This window comes from Deinococcus phoenicis (assembly GCF_000599865.1).
Lineage (GTDB): Bacteria > Deinococcota > Deinococci > Deinococcales > Deinococcaceae > Deinococcus > Deinococcus phoenicis.
Map to the genome: position 1 here is coordinate 25,953 of NZ_JHAC01000002.1, position 16,643 is coordinate 42,595.

The window sequence follows — 16,643 nt, forward strand, 5'->3', positions numbered from 1 at the left end:
CTATGGGAAAAGGGAGGAGAGAGACAGGACTCCTCTCCCCAGCCCCATCCCGGGAGCGCCCCTTCAGGACCGCAACGGGCACCGGAACGCGAGCAGCCTGAGATTCTCATGAGACGAGGCCAAAAGCCGTCCGGTCCTTCGTTTAGACGTTCTGTCTGAATCGCTCCCGAAGTTGCTTTTTGTACGGAGGTGGTGAACATTGGAAGGCGGACAGTTCCACCCAGAGGTGATTTCATGAAGAAGCAGACCAGCTTGATCACGCTTAGCCTGATGCTCGCCACGCCTGCCCTGGCCGGCGGCGCAGGTGCGCCCGTGGCCCGGCCCAGCACGCCCGCGACCTGCCGCAGCATCGCGCAGATCATCACGACCGATCCCCAGTTCAGCACGCTGCTCACGGCCGTGCAGGCGGCGGGTCTCAGCCAGACGTTGATGGGGGGCCAGTACACGGTGTTCGCACCCACCAACGCGGCCTTTGCCAAGGTCCCCAGCGACACCCTGGCCCAGGTGCTCAACGACCCGGACATGCTGGGAAGCGTGCTGCTGTACCACGTGGTCCCCGGCAAGGTCACCTCCAGCCAGGTCAAGAGCCTGCAAAACGTCAAGACGGCCCAGGGGGCCAACCTGGCCGTTCGCATGAGCGGCAATCGCGTGATGATCAACAACGCGAACGTGACGCGCACCGACATCCAGGCCTGCAACGGCGTGATCCACGTGGTCGACGCGGTCCTGATGCCGCCCACCATGGCGGGCACCGCGCCCGCGATGCCTGCGGCACCTGCACCTGTCACGGCCGCACCGGCGGCTCCTGCTGCGCCGATGGCGCCCGCCGCCACCGACGTGACCCGCATTCCTGCCCTTCCGCTCAGCGGCGCGACGATGAACACCGGCATGACCAGCACGGCGACCACGACCACCACGGGGACGGCGACCGATACCACCGCCGCGACCACCACGGACACGTCCGCGACCACGGATACGACCACAACGACCACAACGACGACGGACACCACGGCGACGGCCACGACCGACACGTCCACGGCCACCACCGATATGTCCACCGCGACCACCGGAACGGCGACCGACACCACCGCCGCGACCACCACCGAAACGGCGGCCGAAGCGAACACGCTCTATGACGTGATCGCCGACGACGACCGCTTCAGCACGCTGCGCGGGCTGCTCAGCGATGCGGGCCTCACCGAAATGCTGATGAGCGGCGAGTACACCATCTTTGCCCCGACCAACGAGGCGTTCGACGCCCTGCCCGCCGACACCCTGGCGACGCTGGAGGCCAACCCCGACGTTCTCAAGCAGGTGCTGTCCTATCACGTGGTGCAGGGCCGCGTGACCGCCGAGCAGCTCGGCAGCGGCACGGCCCTCAACGCCGTCGAGGGCGGCGCGCTGCCCGTCAGCATGAACGGCAGCACGCAGATGATCGGCACGGCCACCGTGGGTGACCCGATCACCACGGCCAGCAACGGCACCATCTACGTGATCAACCAGGTGCTGATGCCCCCCGGCCTGACGCTGCCCGCCCCCACCACCGTGGAAGCCGCTCCGGCCACCACTGCGGCAGACACGAGCGGAACGGCCACCACCGCCACAACCGCGACCACGACGACGACCACCACCACGGCGGCCCCCACGACGACCACCCCCGCCACCACCGCCACACCTGCGGCTGGAACGGCGACGACCGGGACCACCGGGACGACCACGACAACGACCACCACCACGGCGACTGCCCCCACCACGGGCAGCAGCACCAGCACCACGCCCACGTCGGGCGACAACACCACGCTGGCCTCGCTGATCGCCACCAACCCGCGCTTCACCACGCTGGCCCAGCTGGTGCAGCAGGCGGGACTGGCCGACACGCTCGCCACCGGGGAATACACCCTCTTTGCGCCGACCAACGACGCCTTCGCGAAGGTGGCCCCCGCCGACCTGACGGCCCTCTCGGCCGATCCGGCCCGCCTGAAAGACCTGCTGCTGTACCACGTGGTTTCGGGCCGCATCACCGGCACCGCGCTGGCCAGCAGCCCGCAGCTGAACAGCGTGCAGGGCGGCGCACTGACGCTCACGCGTTCGGCCAGCCCCGAGCGCACCATGATCGGCACCGCGATCATCGCACCCGGCTCGGCCATCGACACGGGCAACGGGACCCTCTATGAGATCGACACCGTCCTGATGCCCCCCGCGCGCTGAGCAGCGCCAGCCCCGGAACCGTCCGCCCCGTGCGGGCGGTTTTTCTATGCCCCTGACCCTGCGGCGACGGAGGCCCAGGCCCGTTCACCCGTGCAGGCCGGGATCAGGCCCGGGGCAGCAGGTGCTGACGCTGAAAGGCGGCCCAGGTGCGGGCGTCGCGGGGCTGGCCGTGGGCCTCGGTCCAGGACCAGTAGGGGGTGTAGAGGCTGCGGGCCGTGCGAATCTCGTCGCGGAAGATCTCGGCGCTCAGGCCGGTGGTCAGCAGGCCGCTGGTCTCGAAGCGGCGCAGGACGCCCGAGCGGTCGTAGGGCACGGCGCGGAACTCGGGCACCCACCCGGCGGGCGTGGCGGTTAGCAGGAGGTACTGGGCACGCGGGTCGCCGTTGGCGGGCGCACCGACCGCCCCGGTGTTCAGCACCAGCACCTCCCCACGCGTGGCCTGCGCCGGACGGTGGATGTGCGAACCGACCAGCACACCCGCACCGCCCGCCAGCTCGGCCACCCGGGCCGGGTCAGTCCGTTCGCTGAGGCTCTCGCGGTAGTGGGCGGGGGTGCCGTGCGCGATCCGCACGCCAGGCAGTGCAGGCCCGGTCAGCGTGAGGGTCATCGGCCAGTCCTGCGGCACATGCAGCAGGCCCGCGCGGTCAAGCTGCGCGGCGCTCCAGTCGGTCGCGCCCCAGAAGGGGTCGGTGAACCAGTCGCCGGGCAGCGTGTCGCTGCGGGTGTGCCAGAGGTGCAGCAGGTCGTCGTGGTTGCCCAGCGTAAAGGCCACGTCGTCCCGGGCAAGCAGCAGCGAGAGGGCCTCCACCGAATCCGGCCCCCGGTTCACCACGTCGCCGTTCACGATGACGCGCTCTGCGCCCTGCGCGTCCGCGTCGGCCAGCACGGCGCGCAGGGCGTCGGCGTTTCCGTGGATGTCAGCGATCAGGGCCAGGCGCACGGGGCGCATTCTAGGGTCGGTCGCGGTGTGGGCGGCGGCACGGATTTACACTTCCGGGATGATTGACGCACTCGTAGGAAACACGCCGCTCGTGCAGCTGCGGCGGGTGGTCGAACCGGGCATGGCGGACGTGTTCGTGAAACTCGAAGGCCAGAACCCGGGCGGCAGCATCAAGGACCGCACGGCCCTGGGGCTGGTCGAGGACGCCGAGCGGCGGGGCGCCCTGTTGCCGGGCGGCACCATCGTGGAGCCGACCAGCGGCAACACCGGGATCGGGCTGGCGCAGGTCGCGGCGGCCCGGGGTTACCGGCTCATCCTGTGCATGCCCGCCCAGATGAGCGAGGAACGCAAACGCACCCTGACCGCCTACGGTGCGCAGCTTGTCCTGACCGATCCCGAACGCCGGATGCTGGCCGCCATCGAGGAGGCGCAGCGCATCGAGCAGGAGCAGGGCGCGGTGATGCTGGGCCAGTTCACCAACCCCGCCAACCCCGCCGCGCACGAACGCACCACCGGCCCCGAGCTGTGGGAGCAGATGGACGGGCGGATCGACGCCTTTGTGTACGGAACGGGCACCGGCGGCACCATCAGCGGCGTGGGCCGGTACCTCAAACGGCAGGACCCGGACGTGCGCGTGGTGGCGGTGGAACCCGCCCGCAGCAACGTCCTCTCGGGCGGCGAGCGCGGCGAACACGGCTTTCAGGGCATGGGGCCGGGCTTCATCCCGGACAACCTCGACCGCAGCGTGATCGACGAGGTGATCCCCGTCTGGGAGGAGGACGCCTACCCTCTGGCCCGCCGCCTGGCCCGCGAGGAGGGGATCTTCGTGGGCATGAGCAGCGGCGCGATGGTCTGGGCCGCGCTGGAGGTGGCCCGCCGCCTCGGCCCCGGAAAGCGGGTGGCGACCATCGCCGTGGACACGGGCGCGCGCTACCTCACGACCAGCCTGTTCGACGGGGAACAGACCGGGACACCCAAGGGGTACAGACCCTACTCCCGCGAGAGGCTGGAGGCCGTCCCCGTAGCAACTGAAGGGTGAAGTGGAAAGGGCCGCCCCAACACCCCGGGCGGCCCTCCTTGCGCTTGAAAGCGGACGGCTCCCCTTACCTCCGCCGTCCGCCGAACATACCGATCAGGTCGTTGAGGGCATTGCCGTCACCATCGCGGTCGAGCACGTTGTTCAGCGTGCCGACCATTCCGCCCAGGTTGCCCATCTGGCCCGTCCCGGCGTGGCCCGGCTGACCGACCGGGTTCTGCATCCCGGCCGTCTGGGGATAGCCGGGCAGAACCGAGCCACCGCCCAGGCCGCCGCCCTGCGTCTGAGCCTGGGGTTGCGAACGGCTGCCCCCCAGCATGCCCCCCAGGCCGCCCCCGCCCAGGATGCCCCCGAGGATGCTGCCCATATCGATGCCACCCAGACCGCCCGTCTGGCTGCCCATCTGTCCCCCTATCTGGCCACCCATCTGCCCGCCGGCCTGGCCCTGCCTGCGGTGGCTGAGGTACCCCAGCACCAGCGGCGCGACCATCGAGAGAATCTGGAGGGCCAGTTGCGGGTCGATGCCCGCGCGGCGGCTCACGGCATTCGCGGCGGCCTGCTGCTGGTTGCCGAACACGTGCCCCAGAATCTTCTGGCCGTCCTGCACGTCCGGCACCTGCCCCTGCCCGAACAGGCCCAGGGCCTGACCGTCATGCTGGTCCAGCGCGCCCGCCAGGGCCTGCGCCCCGTCAGGGTCCTGTGCGTTGCGGGTCAGTCCGCTGAGGAGCAGGGGCACAGCGGCTTCCAGTGCGGCCTCCGTCTGTTGCGGCGTGGTGCCGAGCTGGCTACTGATCGTCTGCTGCGCCTGGCCCATGCCGCCGAGCATGTTGAAGATGTCCATCATGGTGAGGTCCTCCTGGGACTGAGTGGGGGGATGAAAACGGAAGTTCGGTTCTCAGCCTAAGGGGCTGCGGTGAGCGGGGGGACCGGGCGGGCATTGAGGGTTCCCTGACCTTTGCCGCGCCGGCCCTCCGCCATCCGGCGCATGTGCCGGGCTGGACACCCCACGTATCCTTCCCCTTCCCGGTTCGGCAACTGGAGAAGGGGAGGACTCTTGAATGCGGCACTTCTGAGGTGGGGCCTGCTGGGGCAGGCGGCTGGGATCAACGCGCGCCTATACTGCGCGGCGGCCCGGCTGAGTTTCCGGCGGCAGTTCGCCTACCCGGCGGCGACGTTCTGGGGCTTGCTGACCAACCTGTTTTTCGGGGCGCTGCGGGTGGCCGTGCTGCTCGCGCTGTTCGGGCTGAAACCCCAGGTGGCCGGGTATACCCCCGCCGACGCCGTGACCTACACCGGCCTGACTCAGGCCTTCCTGGCGGCCTTCAGCCTGTTCGGCTGGTACGACCTGATGCGCACCGTCCACCGGGGCGAGATCGTCACCGAACTGCTGCGCCCACACAGCTTCCTGGGGTTCTGGATGGCGCAGGACGCGGGCCGGGCGGCGGCACAGTTTCTGCTGCGCGGCGTGACCATTCTGACGCTGTATGCCCTGCTGTGGGGCCTGAAGCTCCCGGAAGGCGCGGCGGGCTGGGGGCTGACGCTCCTCAGCGCGGGGCTGGCCTGGGCCTGCGGCTTCGCCTTCCGCTTTCTGGTGAACGGCGCGGCCTTCTGGTCCCCGGACGCGGTCGGCATCGGGCGCTTTGCCTGGGCACTGATGGGCCTGGCCTGCGGCTTCCTGATGCCGCTCGCCTTCTTTCCCGCCTGGTTCCAGAGCCTGCTGGCCTGGACGCCCTTTCCCAGCATGATGAACAGCACCGTCGAGCTGTGGCTGGGCCACGTCAGCGGCACACAGGTCCTGCGCGTGCTGGGGGTGCAGGCCGCCTGGACGCTGGTTCTGCTGGGCCTGGCACGGCTGGTGCTGGCGCGGGGCCTGCGGCGGCTGGAGGTGGCGGGTGGGTAGGCAGGGCAGCCGCCCGCTCCCTGCCCTCTATCTGCTGCGCCTGTATTTCCGGCTGCTGGGCGCACAGATTCGCTCGCAACTGGTCTACCGCACGGCCTTCGCGCTCGACGCGCTGGCGGCGGCGCTGGTCACGGGAGCCGAGTTCGCGGCGTTCGTGCTGGTGCTGCCGCGTTTTGGCGCGCTGGGGGGCTGGACCCTGGGGGAAGTGGCGCTGCTGTACGGCCTGGCCGAACTGGCCTTCGTGCTGATGGACCTCGGCTTCGGGGGCTTCGACGCACCGAACCTCAGCGCGCACGTCCGCAGCGGCAGTTTCAGCACCTTTCTGCTGCGGCCCGTGCCGCTGCCCGTGCAGGTGTTCGGCTCGGACTTCGCGCTGCGCCGCCTCACGCGGGTGGTCCTGGCGGCAGGCATCGTCGCTTACGGCGTCTCGCGGGTGGACGTGGCCTGGAGCGTGGGAGACGTGGTGCTGCTGGCCGGCAGCGTCCTGGGCATGGTCGCCTTTTTCGGCGGCCTGTTCGTGGTGGGCGGCACCCTCACCTTCTGGACTGTGGAGAGCGTGGAGGCGATGAACGTGCTGACCTACGGCGGGCGCACCCTGATCTCCTACCCCATGAGCATCTACGGCGAATGGCTCCGCAAGACCTTCACTTTCCTGATCCCCGCCGCCTTCCTGAGCTACTTTCCCGTGCTGCACGTGCTGGGCCGGCCCCTGCCCGACGGCCTGCCGGGTTGGGCCGCCGGCCTCTCCCCCCTGGTCGGCCCGCTGCTGCTCGCCGCCGCGTTCGCCTTCTGGCGGGTGGGGGTGCGGCGGTATCACGGCACCGGGTCGTAGGTCGCGCCGCCTTTCCTCTAGCCCACAGCCCACAATGCGGCAGCCCACAGCCCCTCTGAAGGAGTTCCCATGATCGAAGTCGAGCACCTCCACAAGTCCTTCCAGACCCGCTCGGGCGGATTGCTGCGCGGCCAGCGGCGCACGGTGGAGGCGGTGCGGGACGTGAGTTTCCGGGTCGCGCGGGGCGAGGTGGTGGGCTACCTGGGGCCGAACGGCGCGGGCAAAAGCACCACCATCAAGGTGCTGACGGGGCTGCTGGTGCCCACGTCCGGGCGAGTAGAGGTCGGGGGGCTGGTGCCCTGGCGGGACCGGCGGCGGTATGTGGGGCGGCTGGGTGCGGTGTTCGGCCAGCGGACGACGCTGTGGTGGGACCTGCCGGTGCGCGACTCGCTGGACCTGCTGCGCGACGTGTACCGCGTTCCCCCCGACCGCTTCCGGGAAAACCTGAAGGCGTTCACGGCTCTGCTGGACCTGGGGCCGTTCCTGGGCACCCCTGCCCGCGCGCTCTCGCTGGGGCAGCGGATGCGGGCCGACCTCGCGGCGGCGCTGCTGCACGACCCGGACCTGCTCTTTCTGGACGAGCCGACGGTGGGACTGGACGTGGTCGCCAGGGAGCGCATCCGCCAGTTCGTGGCGCATGTGAACGCCGAACGGGAGGTGACGGTGCTGCTCACCACCCACGACCTGACCGACGTGGAGCGCCTGGCCCGGCGGGTGATGATTATCGACCATGGGGCGCTGCTGTACGACGGGAACCTGCCCGACTTGCAGGCCCGCTTCGGCAGCGCGCGGGAACTGGTGGTGGACTTCGAGGCCCCGCCCGCCGACCCCCGGGTACCCGGCCTGAAGCTCGTGAGCAGCGAAGGCCCGCGCGTCACCTACGCCTTTACCGGCGCGGCGGCCCGCCCCATTGCCCTGGCGACCGCGCACGCACCCGTGCGGGACGTGACCGTCCGCGAACCGGACATCGAGGCGACCATCCGCCGGATCTACGAGGGCGGGTTGCTGGGGACCGTAAGCTGAGGCGTGACGCCGGAAGACTGCGGCGTGAACACAGGCGATCTGCGTGGACCAGCACCCAGCGTGGGGCTGCCCGTCCTGATGCTGGTCTTCATGACCTTCGCGGGAATGTTCCTGGTGGCCGCGTTGGCCTTCCAGTCCGGACCTGACGCGCTGAGATTCGTCTTCATGGGGCTGACCCTCGCCCCCATCCTCGCTGGCTGGTGGCTGCTGTGGCGTTCGCGGCGGGACGGTCGTCTTCTCCCCCTGTTCCCCGTGGTGGTCGTGCTTGTTTGCCAGGTGGTGCAGGTGGTCGCCCGCCACACGTTCGGCCTCGTGGATGGCCGCCGCCCCAGCTCGGTTGACCGTGGGGCGCTGCTTCTTTTCCTCGGCGGGCTTCTCCTGGCCGTGTTCCGGAACCGGCGCAAGGCCTGATACGAACTTAAGGTGAGTCGAAGACGAACCCGAGCGGAGCGAGAATAAGAAAATACCGGCTGGCGGCGATGGAAGAACATCCGGTGTTGTGCCCGGATGTTCTGGAATCAGAGCAAGTCGGTATGACCCCTCACCACAACGTCTGCACCCGCACGCCAAAGCTCAGGCGGTCCAGCCGGGAGGTCAGCGAGGCGGAATTGGCCCCCAGCCGCAGGGTGCCGCCCGCGTACCAGCCCCGGTCATAGCCCAGCAGCACGCGCACGGGGCGGCCCTCGCCGGGCAGCACGGGCAGGGCGTATTGCGCCTCGCCCCGCAGCGCGCCTGCCGGGGCCAGGGTATATTCCGCCTTGAGCCGCAGGTAGTTCAGGGGAATCAGTTCCGCACCGACCGCCGACGAGCCGTCCAGATACCGGCCCCAGACCTCGCCGTAGCCGCCCAGCGCGACGGCCACACCGGCCACGGGGCCGCGCGTGCCGTACCCCATGGCCAGCGTGACCGGGGCGAGGTTATAGGCCAGGGTCGCGCCGCCGTAGGTCTCCCGGCCCCGCAGGAAGTTCAGCCCCAGCATGAGGCTCCCCTGCCGGACCAACAGCCGCGTGTCGCGCACGCCGCCCTGCCAGCCGAGGCTCAGTGCCCCCGACCCCACCAGCTCGAAGGCGGCGGGATTCCAGAGGGGCGGGGCAGCCTGCGCCGCGCCGGGTGCGCCCAGCAGGACGTTGCCGCCCAGCCCCAGCAGCACCGGCACCCGCAGGTCTAGCCCGGCCCCCGCCCGCAGCGGCAGCAGCCAGTCGTCCCAGGGGGAGGCGAGCGGGCCGGGGAGGGCGTACGGCTCGCCCCGCACCCCGAACGCGCCCCCCGCGCCACACGTGAAGCTCTGCCGGGCGGCCCGCCGCACCCGCGCGTCTTGCAGGTAGAAGGGGTAGGCCACGCAGGGCAGGGCCGCCTCACCCGGACCAAGTTCCCAGGCGAGGCGGCGGGGGGCCAGATCGATCAGCGCCGCGTGCGTGCGGGTATGCGAGCCGATCTCCCACCCGGCAGCGCGCAATTCGTCCAGCTGGGCCTGCGTCATGTGGCCGGGTTGGCCGATCAGGTCCAGAATCGGGTAGACGGTGGCGCGCACGCCCAGCTCGCGCAGCACCGGAAAGGCGACGCGGTAGATGCTCTCGAAGCCGTCGTCGAACCGGAGGGAAGCGGTCTTCACGGGGTGCGGATAGGTCAGCACCTCGCTGCTGGTCACGAACAGGTAGCCCTGCGCCCGCAGGTTCAGCACGCGCCGCCGCAACGTCTCGGCCGGCATGCCCAACGTCACGCCGCCCTGCTGGCCAATCTGGTGATACACGAGCGTCAGGTTGCCCGCCCGCGCCGGGGAAGGCAGGGTCAGGGCCAGCAGGGAAAGCAGAGTCAGGAACAGGGACAGCAGGCGCACGGGTGAGAAGTATAAAAGTTCCTTCATCTTCGGGGGTGTGAACCCCGTGGGCCAGCCGCCAGTTGAGCCAGGCGCGAACAGCACCCCTGGGCTACGCGGCGCGGTCCATCAGGTTCGAGCTGGGCCGCCGTTGAGGGCTGCTGGGCCTGGGCATGGTCGGCCTCAGCCTGGTTTTGCTGCTGGACCGGACACCCTCACTGCCCACAGGGTTTGCCTGCTGCTGTTTGGCCTCCTGGCCTCGGCTGGCCTGGGATGCAGGGGGCAAAGCCAGGGCGACTGGCCGCACCCTTCTGGTGGACTGCTCCCCCACTTCTGGGAGCTTTCCTCTTCCCCGGCAGCCAGGGCAGCGGCGCTAGGCTCTGGCCTATGCCCACGCCCCTCTCCCCCGCCTTCTTTGACCGCGACCCCGTGAAGGTGGCCCGCGAACTGCTGGGCGGCACGCTGGTGCGTGTCCTTCCGGGCGGTGAGGTGCTCTCGGGCCGCGTGGTGGAGGCCGAAGCGTACGACTGCCCGCGCGACCCCGCCTGCACCGCCGGACGCTTTCACGCCGCCCGCAGCGCCGGGATGGCGATTCCGGCGGGCCACTGGCTCTTCTGGACCGCGCATGGTCACCCGCTGCTGCAAGTCTCCTGCCGCGAGGAGGGCGTCTCGGCCAGCGTGCTGATTCGCGCGCTGGAACCCCTGAGCGGCCTGGGCACCATGCTCACGCACCGCCCCGTGACCCGCGAACGCGACCTTACCAGCGGCCCCGCCAGGCTCGTCTATGCGCTGGGCCTGAATCCGCTGGAGGTGTCGGGAATGCGCGTGGACAGCCCGGGCCTGCACCTCCTGCCCCCCGAACCGCCCCTCCCCGACGAGGCGGTGACGGTCACGGCCCGGATCGGCATCCGGGAAGGCCGGAATCTGCCCTGGCGTTTCGTGTTGCGCGGCAATCCCTGGGTGTCGCCGGCGGTGCCGAGCATGGACCTGCTGGCGGTGGACCGGCCGACGGCGGAAAGCTGACGGCTTCCCCACGCTACCCTCCCCCCATGCCCGACCATCCCGCGCCCCTGACGCCCGCCGCCCTGCGCGCCTTCGCCCTCCGCACGCTGGACAGGCAACCCACGCTTCAGGGGGCGCTGGACCGGATGGGCTTCGTGCAGGCCGACCCCATTCGTGCCCCGGCGCGGGCACAGGACCTCACGCTGATGGGGCGGGTGCGCGGCTACCGGGCGGGCGACCTGGAACGGCTCTACCCCACGCTGAACGCCGAGGAGGACATGCTTCCGAACTACGGCTTCGTGACGCGGCAGGTGCAAGCGCTGCTGCATCCGCGCGAACCGGGCGAGACGCGCGTGGAGCGCGAACACCCGGGGCTGCTGGCCGAGGTGCGCGCGCTGGTGCAGGCCCAGGCAGAACTCCATCCGCGTGAAGTGGCGGCGGCGGTGGGCCGGGGCCGGGTGGTGAACGCCTGGGGCGGGCAGTCGGCGGCCACGACGCGGGCGCTGGACGCGCTGCACCGCCGGGGCGAGGTGCGGGTGACGCGGCGGGTGGGGGGCGTGCGGCTGTACGGTCCGGCCCCGCATCTGGACACCCTGCACGCCTCGCCCCTGACCGATGCCGAGCGGGTGCGCGGCGCGGTGCATCTGCTGGCCGCGCTCTACGGCCCGCTGCCCGAGGCCAGCCTGGGCTACCTCGTGGGCCTCTCGCACTTCGGGCTGCCGCACCTGCGCGGCGCGCTACGGGGGGCCTACCGGACGGCGCTGCGGGAGGAATTGACCGGCGCGAAGGTGGACGGTGTGCGCTACGTCTGGCCCGCCGAATGGGACCCGGAGACCCGCGCCGGGCCACGTGGCGTGCGGATTGTCGGACCGTTCGATCCGCTGGTCTGGGACCGCCGCCGCTTCACCCACCTGCACGGCTGGACCTACCGCTTCGAGGCGTACACGCCCGCCGAAAAACGGCAGTTCGGCTACTACGCCCTGCCGGTCTTTCAGGCCGAGCGCGCCGTGGGCTGGGCGAACCTGAAGGTGGCGGGCGGCGAACTGCTCACGGACGTGGGGTTCGTGCCCGGCGTGCGCGAGACGGCGGCCCTGAAAAGAGGGGTGGAGGCGGAAGTGGAGCGGTACCGGCAGTTTCTGGGCCTGGGGACGGAAACGCCTAAGGGCTGAGGCCTTCCGCCTCGCCCCACGCCTCCGCCACCCGCCGCAGCGCCTCCCGCACGCCACTGCCGCCCCCCCGGCGGGCCTGCCGCGTGGTTGACAGCAGGTTCAGGGCCAGGCCCGCGCGTTCCTCGGCGGCAAGTCGGGGCGGCGTGAGGGGATGCCCGTGCGCCGCGAGTTCCGCCCGGTACGCTTCCCGCACGCCGGGACCGAGGCGGGCACGGTCCGCCGCGTCCAGCCGCACGTACAGCAGGTGGGCGAGGTCCTCACCCAGCGGGGCGGCGTGTGCCTGACCGTAGTCGATCAGGACGGGCGGGCCGCCTGTCGTGGGCCACAGCACCTGCCCGGCGTGAATATCCCCATGCGCGAGCGTCAGGCCCTGCGTCTGCTCCAGCAGCGTCGGAAGCAGGCGGGCGGCCTCTTCCACGGCGCGGCCCTGGGGGGACGTGCCGCCGGAAGCCGGCGCAGTGGCGGCGCGCTGTGCTCGCCGGACGGCCCGCTGCGCATCCCAGCCCCATTCGCCCCGCAGTTCCGGGCGGTTCAGCCAGAAGGCGTGGTGCCGGGCCAGCAGGCGCGCGACCTCCCGCAAGGCCGCCTCCCGCCCGGCGCCGGTCTGGAACGCGCCCCAGCCGGTCGTTTCGTCGGTCAGGTCACGGGTGACGAGATGCGCGCGAAAGTGCCGCCGGCCAGGGGGGCCGGGGTCCAGGGCCAGGTGCCGCAGCGGCGCGTGGGGCACGGGCGACAGCGGCGCGAGGTCGCGCAGGTAGACCGCCTCACGCGCCAGGCGGCGAAAGGCGCGTTCGTCCCGCCAGCCCGCCGGGAGGTACTTCAGAAAGAGGGGGCCGTGCGCGGTCGCGTAGCGGGCAAAGGCGGCCCCCTCGCCCACCCACGCTTCTACGCGGCGGCGGGGGCCGGGAAAGGCCGCGCGGAGGTCACGCGGCCAGATGGGGGCAGAAAGGGCAGGCCCCCGCCCCGCCAGCATGTCCCACCAGTCCGCCAGCCGCGCCCGCGTCAAGCGAGCAGCGAGAGCACCCCGGCGACCGAACCGCCCGCGAGCGCCGCGCCGGCCAGCAAGGCCCCCAGGCAGCCGCCCCGGCGGTGCGCCACCTGCCGGTAATGCCCGCCGCGCCCGTACTGCCCCCGGTGCCCGCTGCTGTGGCTGTGGCCCAGCACGCCCCCCAGAAAGCCCGTCCCGCGCCCACTGCTGTGGCTGTAACTGTGGCCGCGGGAGCCGGAGCGCCCACGAAAGCGCCCGCGACCGTGACTTCGGCTGTGGCTGAACGAGAAGGAACCGCCGGAAAATCCACTCATGTCCCCGGGTACGGGGGAACGGCCCTGCGGGTTCCCCGACCCTGCCTCATGAGCATCATGCACATCACACTCACGCGGGTATGATGGCCCCCATCATGAGTGAACGGAAGTATTTCGGGACGGACGGCGTCCGTGCCGTTGCGGGCGAGTTTCCCCTGACCGCCGCCTGGGTGATGGACCTCGGCGCGGCGGCGGGCGAGGTCCTGAAGCGGCAAAGTGGGCGGGCCAGCGTGGTGATCGGCAAGGACACCCGCAGAAGCGGCGACATGCTGGAAGCGGCGCTGGCGGCGGGCCTGACCAGCCGGGGCGTGACCGTGATCCACGTGGGCGTGCTGCCCACCCCGGGCGTCAGTTACCTCACGCGGCAGCTCGGGGCCGACGCGGGCGTGGTCATCAGCGCCTCGCACAATCCGTACCAGGACAACGGCATCAAGTTCTTCGGGCGGGACGGCCAGAAGCTCAGCGACGCGACCGAACTGGAGATCGAGGCCGCCATCGACGCCGTGCCGACCTTTGCCCCGGTGACCGGCGTGGACCTGGGGTCGGTCACCAACTACACGGAAGCCGAGCGGCTGTACGTGGATTTCCTGCGCGAACACGCGCCCGACCTGACCGGGTTGAAGGTGGCGCTGGACTGCGCGAACGGCGCGGCCTACCGGGTGGGGCCGAAGGTCTTTCAGGCGGCGGGGGCGGACGTGTTCGCGATCTACACCACGCCCGACGGGCGCAACATCAACCGGGGCTGCGGCAGCACGCACCTGGATCACCTCCAGCAGATCGTGCGGGAGGGCAACTACGATCTGGGCGTGGCCTTCGACGGCGACGCCGACCGCGCGCTGTTCGTGGACTCGCGCGGCCACGTGGTGCAGGGCGACCACATGCTGTTGCTGAACGCCCGTGCCCGCCAGGACCGCGCCGTCGTGACGACGATCATGGCGAACATGGCGCTGGAAGTGAAGCTGCGCGAGGCGGGGATTCCGCTGGAGCGGACCGCCGTCGGTGACCGCTACGTGCATGAGCGGCTGCATCAGCAGGGCCTCACGCTGGGCGGCGAGCAGAGCGGCCACTTGCTGTTTCTCGACGTGGCCCCCACCGGAGACGGCGTGCTGACGGCCCTGCTGACCCTGAGCGCGATGCGGCAGCTCGGCACGACCCTTGACGCCCTGTACGACGAGCTGGTGATGTTTCCCCAGACCCTGGTGAACGTGCGCGTGGCCGACAAAAAGGCCATTGCCCGTGATGCCCAGGTTCAACTGGCCGTCAGCGCCGCCGAGGCCCGCCTGAGCGGCAGAGGCCGCGTGAACCTGCGCCCCAGCGGCACCGAGAACCTGATTCGCGTGATGGTCGAGGGACCCGACGAGGCCGAGATCCACGAGATCGCTCGGACCCTGGCAGGCGTGGTCGAGGCCCGGGGACAGGTCGGAGCCTAAGAGCGAGGCGTTCGGAGTCGCAGGCCTTTCCGGGTCCGCATTCCCTGCTGTCCTAAGAACACGAACGAGAGCGGCTGTTCCTCCCCCTCTTGCCGGGAAGGAACAGCCCTCGGCGCTCCGCATCTTTGTCTAGACAACTCAGGACCGGGGCGGACTTTTTATGAGTCTGGCTTTCGTGTCGCAGGCCACATTAACAAAAATGCCTTTCCAGACAGCTTGGAGAGAGACAGAAGCCTTTTGACTGTAAAAAACCCCATAAAACTTCTGTGAGAAAGCTCATTCTTCCAAGAGGCAAAGGTGAGGTTTTCAGAAAAAATGATGAGACCTATTCACGACTGCTCATAAAGGCCTTATAATTAAAGCCAAGCTTCATCTTATCTTTACCTCACAGCCACAATGCAGCCTTCCGCTCGCGGCAGTGGGTTGCTCTTGTCCAGCAAGGAGACGCATGAAGAATGTGAAAAGTGCCCTCGGTCTGACCCTCGCCCTCACGCTCGGCCTGGTGGCGTGCGGGACCAGCCAGCCCAGCGAGAGCGGCAGCGCCAACCCCACCGGTACGCCCAGCGCCAGCATCCCGCTGACCCAGACCAGCAACTACCGGTACGACGGCTACAACCTCAGCCTGACGGTGGGCGAGAGTGTCAGCGGGACCTATACGGCCGGGGCCACCTGGAGCAGCACCAACCCGGCGGTTGCCCGCGTGACCTCGGCGGCCAGCGGTGTCTTCACGGTGACCGGCGTGTCGAACGGTACGGCCTATGTGCGCGCGTTCACGAACGGCACCGTCGCCGAGATGCGGGTCACGGTGACGGGCGGGACGACCGCCACGGTCAGCGGCGTGACCCTGAGCGCCAGCAGCGTGAGCCTGACGCCCGGCACCAGCAAGACCGTCACGGCTACCGTGCAGGGCAGCGGCAGCGTCAGCCAGGCCGTGACCTGGAGCAGCAGCAACACCGGCGTCGCCACGGTGGACGGCACGGGCCGCGTGACCGGCGTGGCGGCGGGGAGCGCCACCATCACCGCGACCAGTGTCCAGAACGCCACCAAAAAGGCCAGTCTGACGGCGACCGTCACCGCGCCCACGCCGACGCCCACACCGACCCCGACCCCCACTCCGACGCCCACCCCCACGCCCGGCGCCGACACCTTCAACATCACGGTGATCTTCCCGGCGAACAGCAACCTGACCGAGGGGCAGAAGGCCGCCTTCACCAGCGCCGCCAACCGCTGGTCGCAGGTGATCGCCGCGGGTCTGCCCGACGTGGCGAACGTGCGGATCTCCACCGGCCAGACCATCACCGTGGACGACGTGGCGATTGTCGCCAGCGGCGCCGACATCGACGGCCCCGGTCAGATCCTGGGGCAGGCCGGACCGCGTCAGGCCCGCTCGGGCGGCACGCTCCCGCTGTGGGGCGAGATGCAGTTCGACTCTGCCGACCTGGCCAGCATGGAGGCCAACGGCACCCTTCAGGGCGTGATTCTGCACGAGATGGGCCACGTGCTGGGCATCGGGACGCTGTGGAGCAAGTTCCTGAGCGCCAACGCCTCACCCTGCACCAGCGCCACCAAGGTGCAGTACAGCGGCACCAACGGCCTGCGCGAGTACAAGAACCTGAATGGGCAGGCGGCGGGCGTGCCGGTCGAGGACCAGTACGGCGCGGGGACCAAGTGCGGCCACTGGAAGGAATCGGTCTTCCAGTCCGAACTGATGACCGGCTTCGCCAGCCGGGGCGGAATGCCCATGAGCAAGATCACCCTGGGCGCGCTGGCCGACCTGGGCTACACCGTGAACTACGCCGCCGCCGACGCCTACACCATTCCCAACGTGGCCGCCCAGTCTCTCGGCGTGGAGATCAAGGAGCGCCTGATTACGCCCGACGGCATCATCAACCCCTGAGGGCCTGACACCCCCACACCGACACAGAGCAGGGAGCCGAGGCGAAAGATGCCCGGTTCCCTGCTCTTGCCGTGCCGCTCGCTGCCTC

At 70.2% G+C, this 16,643-nt stretch carries 15 protein-coding genes; 10 read left to right on the forward strand and 5 right to left on the reverse strand.

All coding sequences use genetic code 11. The features are described 5' to 3' along the window. The first annotated feature begins 234 nt into the window (after positions 1-234). Entirely contained in the window at positions 235-2,208 is a 1,974-nt protein-coding gene (locus DEIPH_RS00405; protein WP_034352071.1) for a fasciclin domain-containing protein, read from the forward strand. A 103-nt stretch (positions 2,209-2,311) separates the two neighbouring features. Here the strand turns inward: DEIPH_RS00405 and DEIPH_RS00410 are convergent, their stop codons facing one another. Further along, positions 2,312-3,157: a metallophosphoesterase family protein gene (locus DEIPH_RS00410; RefSeq protein WP_034352074.1), complete on the reverse strand. Its 846-nt coding sequence runs from the start codon at positions 3,155-3,157 to the stop codon at positions 2,312-2,314. 49 nt (positions 3,158-3,206) lie between these two features. On the opposite strand from DEIPH_RS00410, the gene cysK reads away from it, so the two are divergent. Beyond that, a complete protein-coding gene (cysK, locus tag DEIPH_RS00415) occupies positions 3,207-4,187 on the forward strand; it encodes a cysteine synthase A (protein WP_034352077.1) in 981 nt (326 codons plus the stop codon). A 64-nt stretch (positions 4,188-4,251) separates the two neighbouring features. Here cysK and DEIPH_RS00420 read toward each other — a convergent pair whose 3' ends face one another. After that, a complete protein-coding gene (locus tag DEIPH_RS00420) occupies positions 4,252-5,028 on the reverse strand; it encodes a DUF937 domain-containing protein (RefSeq protein ID WP_034352081.1) in 777 nt (258 codons plus the stop codon). 210 nt (positions 5,029-5,238) lie between these two features. Here DEIPH_RS00420 and DEIPH_RS00425 point away from each other — a divergent pair, with 210 nt between their 5' ends. The 4 genes from DEIPH_RS00425 to DEIPH_RS00440 all read left to right on the forward strand — a co-directional run bounded on the left by DEIPH_RS00425 (position 5,239) and on the right by DEIPH_RS00440 (position 8,350). Continuing rightward, on the forward strand, positions 5,239-6,084 hold the full coding sequence (locus DEIPH_RS00425; protein WP_051517037.1) for an ABC transporter permease: 846 nt from the start codon (positions 5,239-5,241) through the stop codon (positions 6,082-6,084). Next, the gene (locus tag DEIPH_RS00430) at positions 6,077-6,916 is read left to right on the forward strand and encodes an ABC transporter permease (RefSeq protein WP_051517038.1); all 840 of its coding nucleotides are present in this window, start codon (positions 6,077-6,079) and stop codon (positions 6,914-6,916) included. Before DEIPH_RS00425 ends, DEIPH_RS00430 begins: the two co-directional genes overlap by 8 nt. A 69-nt stretch (positions 6,917-6,985) precedes the next feature. After that, positions 6,986-7,939, forward strand: a complete 954-nt coding sequence (locus DEIPH_RS00435) for an ABC transporter ATP-binding protein (protein ID WP_034352085.1) — start codon at positions 6,986-6,988, stop codon at positions 7,937-7,939. 24 nt (positions 7,940-7,963) lie between these two features. Beyond that, positions 7,964-8,350, forward strand: coding sequence for a hypothetical protein (locus DEIPH_RS00440; protein WP_152544714.1), 387 nt, complete (start codon positions 7,964-7,966; stop codon positions 8,348-8,350). A 130-nt stretch (positions 8,351-8,480) separates the two neighbouring features. On the opposite strand, the gene DEIPH_RS00445 is transcribed toward DEIPH_RS00440, so the two are convergent. Continuing rightward, entirely contained in the window at positions 8,481-9,776 is a 1,296-nt protein-coding gene (locus DEIPH_RS00445) for a polysaccharide deacetylase family protein (protein ID WP_034352092.1), read from the reverse strand. 366 nt (positions 9,777-10,142) lie between these two features. On the opposite strand from DEIPH_RS00445, the gene DEIPH_RS00450 reads away from it, so the two are divergent. Together DEIPH_RS00450 and DEIPH_RS00455 are read left to right on the forward strand one after the other, a co-directional pair. After that, positions 10,143-10,778 carry a DNA-3-methyladenine glycosylase gene (locus DEIPH_RS00450; RefSeq protein WP_034352095.1) on the forward strand — a complete coding sequence of 212 codons (636 nt, stop codon included), beginning with the start codon at positions 10,143-10,145 and terminating at the stop codon, positions 10,776-10,778. Between the two features lie 26 nt (positions 10,779-10,804). Beyond that, positions 10,805-11,926: a DNA glycosylase AlkZ-like family protein gene (locus DEIPH_RS00455; RefSeq protein WP_034352100.1), complete on the forward strand. Its 1,122-nt coding sequence runs from the start codon at positions 10,805-10,807 to the stop codon at positions 11,924-11,926. On the opposite strand, the gene DEIPH_RS00460 is transcribed toward DEIPH_RS00455, so the two are convergent. Together DEIPH_RS00460 and DEIPH_RS19520 are read right to left on the reverse strand one after the other, a co-directional pair. Beyond that, positions 11,916-12,932: a phosphotransferase family protein gene (locus DEIPH_RS00460; protein WP_235183130.1), complete on the reverse strand. Its 1,017-nt coding sequence runs from the start codon at positions 12,930-12,932 to the stop codon at positions 11,916-11,918. The two genes, DEIPH_RS00455 and DEIPH_RS00460, sit on opposite strands and share 11 nt — an antisense overlap. Next, positions 12,929-13,228, reverse strand: coding sequence for a hypothetical protein (locus DEIPH_RS19520; RefSeq protein WP_034352103.1), 300 nt, complete (start codon positions 13,226-13,228; stop codon positions 12,929-12,931). Before DEIPH_RS19520 ends, DEIPH_RS00460 begins: the two co-directional genes overlap by 4 nt. 95 nt (positions 13,229-13,323) lie before the next feature. Between DEIPH_RS19520 and glmM the strand changes: the two genes are divergently transcribed. Both glmM and DEIPH_RS18530 read left to right on the forward strand, forming a co-directional pair. Next, entirely contained in the window at positions 13,324-14,658 is a 1,335-nt protein-coding gene (gene glmM, locus DEIPH_RS00470; protein ID WP_034352269.1) for a phosphoglucosamine mutase, read from the forward strand. Positions 14,659-15,106: 448 nt separating this feature from the next. Continuing rightward, positions 15,107-16,555: an Ig-like domain-containing protein gene (locus DEIPH_RS18530; protein ID WP_051517039.1), complete on the forward strand. Its 1,449-nt coding sequence runs from the start codon at positions 15,107-15,109 to the stop codon at positions 16,553-16,555. The last annotated feature ends 88 nt before the right edge of the window (positions 16,556-16,643 follow it).

Excerpts from the sequence above, each read along its gene's own strand:
- DEIPH_RS00405 (WP_034352071.1), top strand. The coding sequence starts at position 235 with ATGAAGAAGCAGACCAGCTTGATCACGCTTAGCCTGATGCTCGCCACG.
- DEIPH_RS00410 (WP_034352074.1), bottom strand. The coding sequence starts at position 3,157 with ATGCGCCCCGTGCGCCTGGCCCTGATCGCTGACATCCACGGAAACGCC.
- cysK (WP_034352077.1), top strand. The coding sequence starts at position 3,207 with ATGATTGACGCACTCGTAGGAAACACGCCGCTCGTGCAGCTGCGGCGG.
- DEIPH_RS00420 (WP_034352081.1), bottom strand. The coding sequence starts at position 5,028 with ATGATGGACATCTTCAACATGCTCGGCGGCATGGGCCAGGCGCAGCAG.
- DEIPH_RS00435 (WP_034352085.1), top strand. The coding sequence starts at position 6,986 with ATGATCGAAGTCGAGCACCTCCACAAGTCCTTCCAGACCCGCTCGGGC.
- DEIPH_RS00450 (WP_034352095.1), top strand. The coding sequence starts at position 10,143 with ATGCCCACGCCCCTCTCCCCCGCCTTCTTTGACCGCGACCCCGTGAAG.
- DEIPH_RS00455 (WP_034352100.1), top strand. The coding sequence starts at position 10,805 with ATGCCCGACCATCCCGCGCCCCTGACGCCCGCCGCCCTGCGCGCCTTC.
- DEIPH_RS19520 (WP_034352103.1), bottom strand. The coding sequence starts at position 13,228 with ATGAGTGGATTTTCCGGCGGTTCCTTCTCGTTCAGCCACAGCCGAAGT.
- glmM (WP_034352269.1), top strand. The coding sequence starts at position 13,324 with ATGAGTGAACGGAAGTATTTCGGGACGGACGGCGTCCGTGCCGTTGCG.
- DEIPH_RS18530 (WP_051517039.1), top strand. The coding sequence starts at position 15,107 with ATGAAGAATGTGAAAAGTGCCCTCGGTCTGACCCTCGCCCTCACGCTC.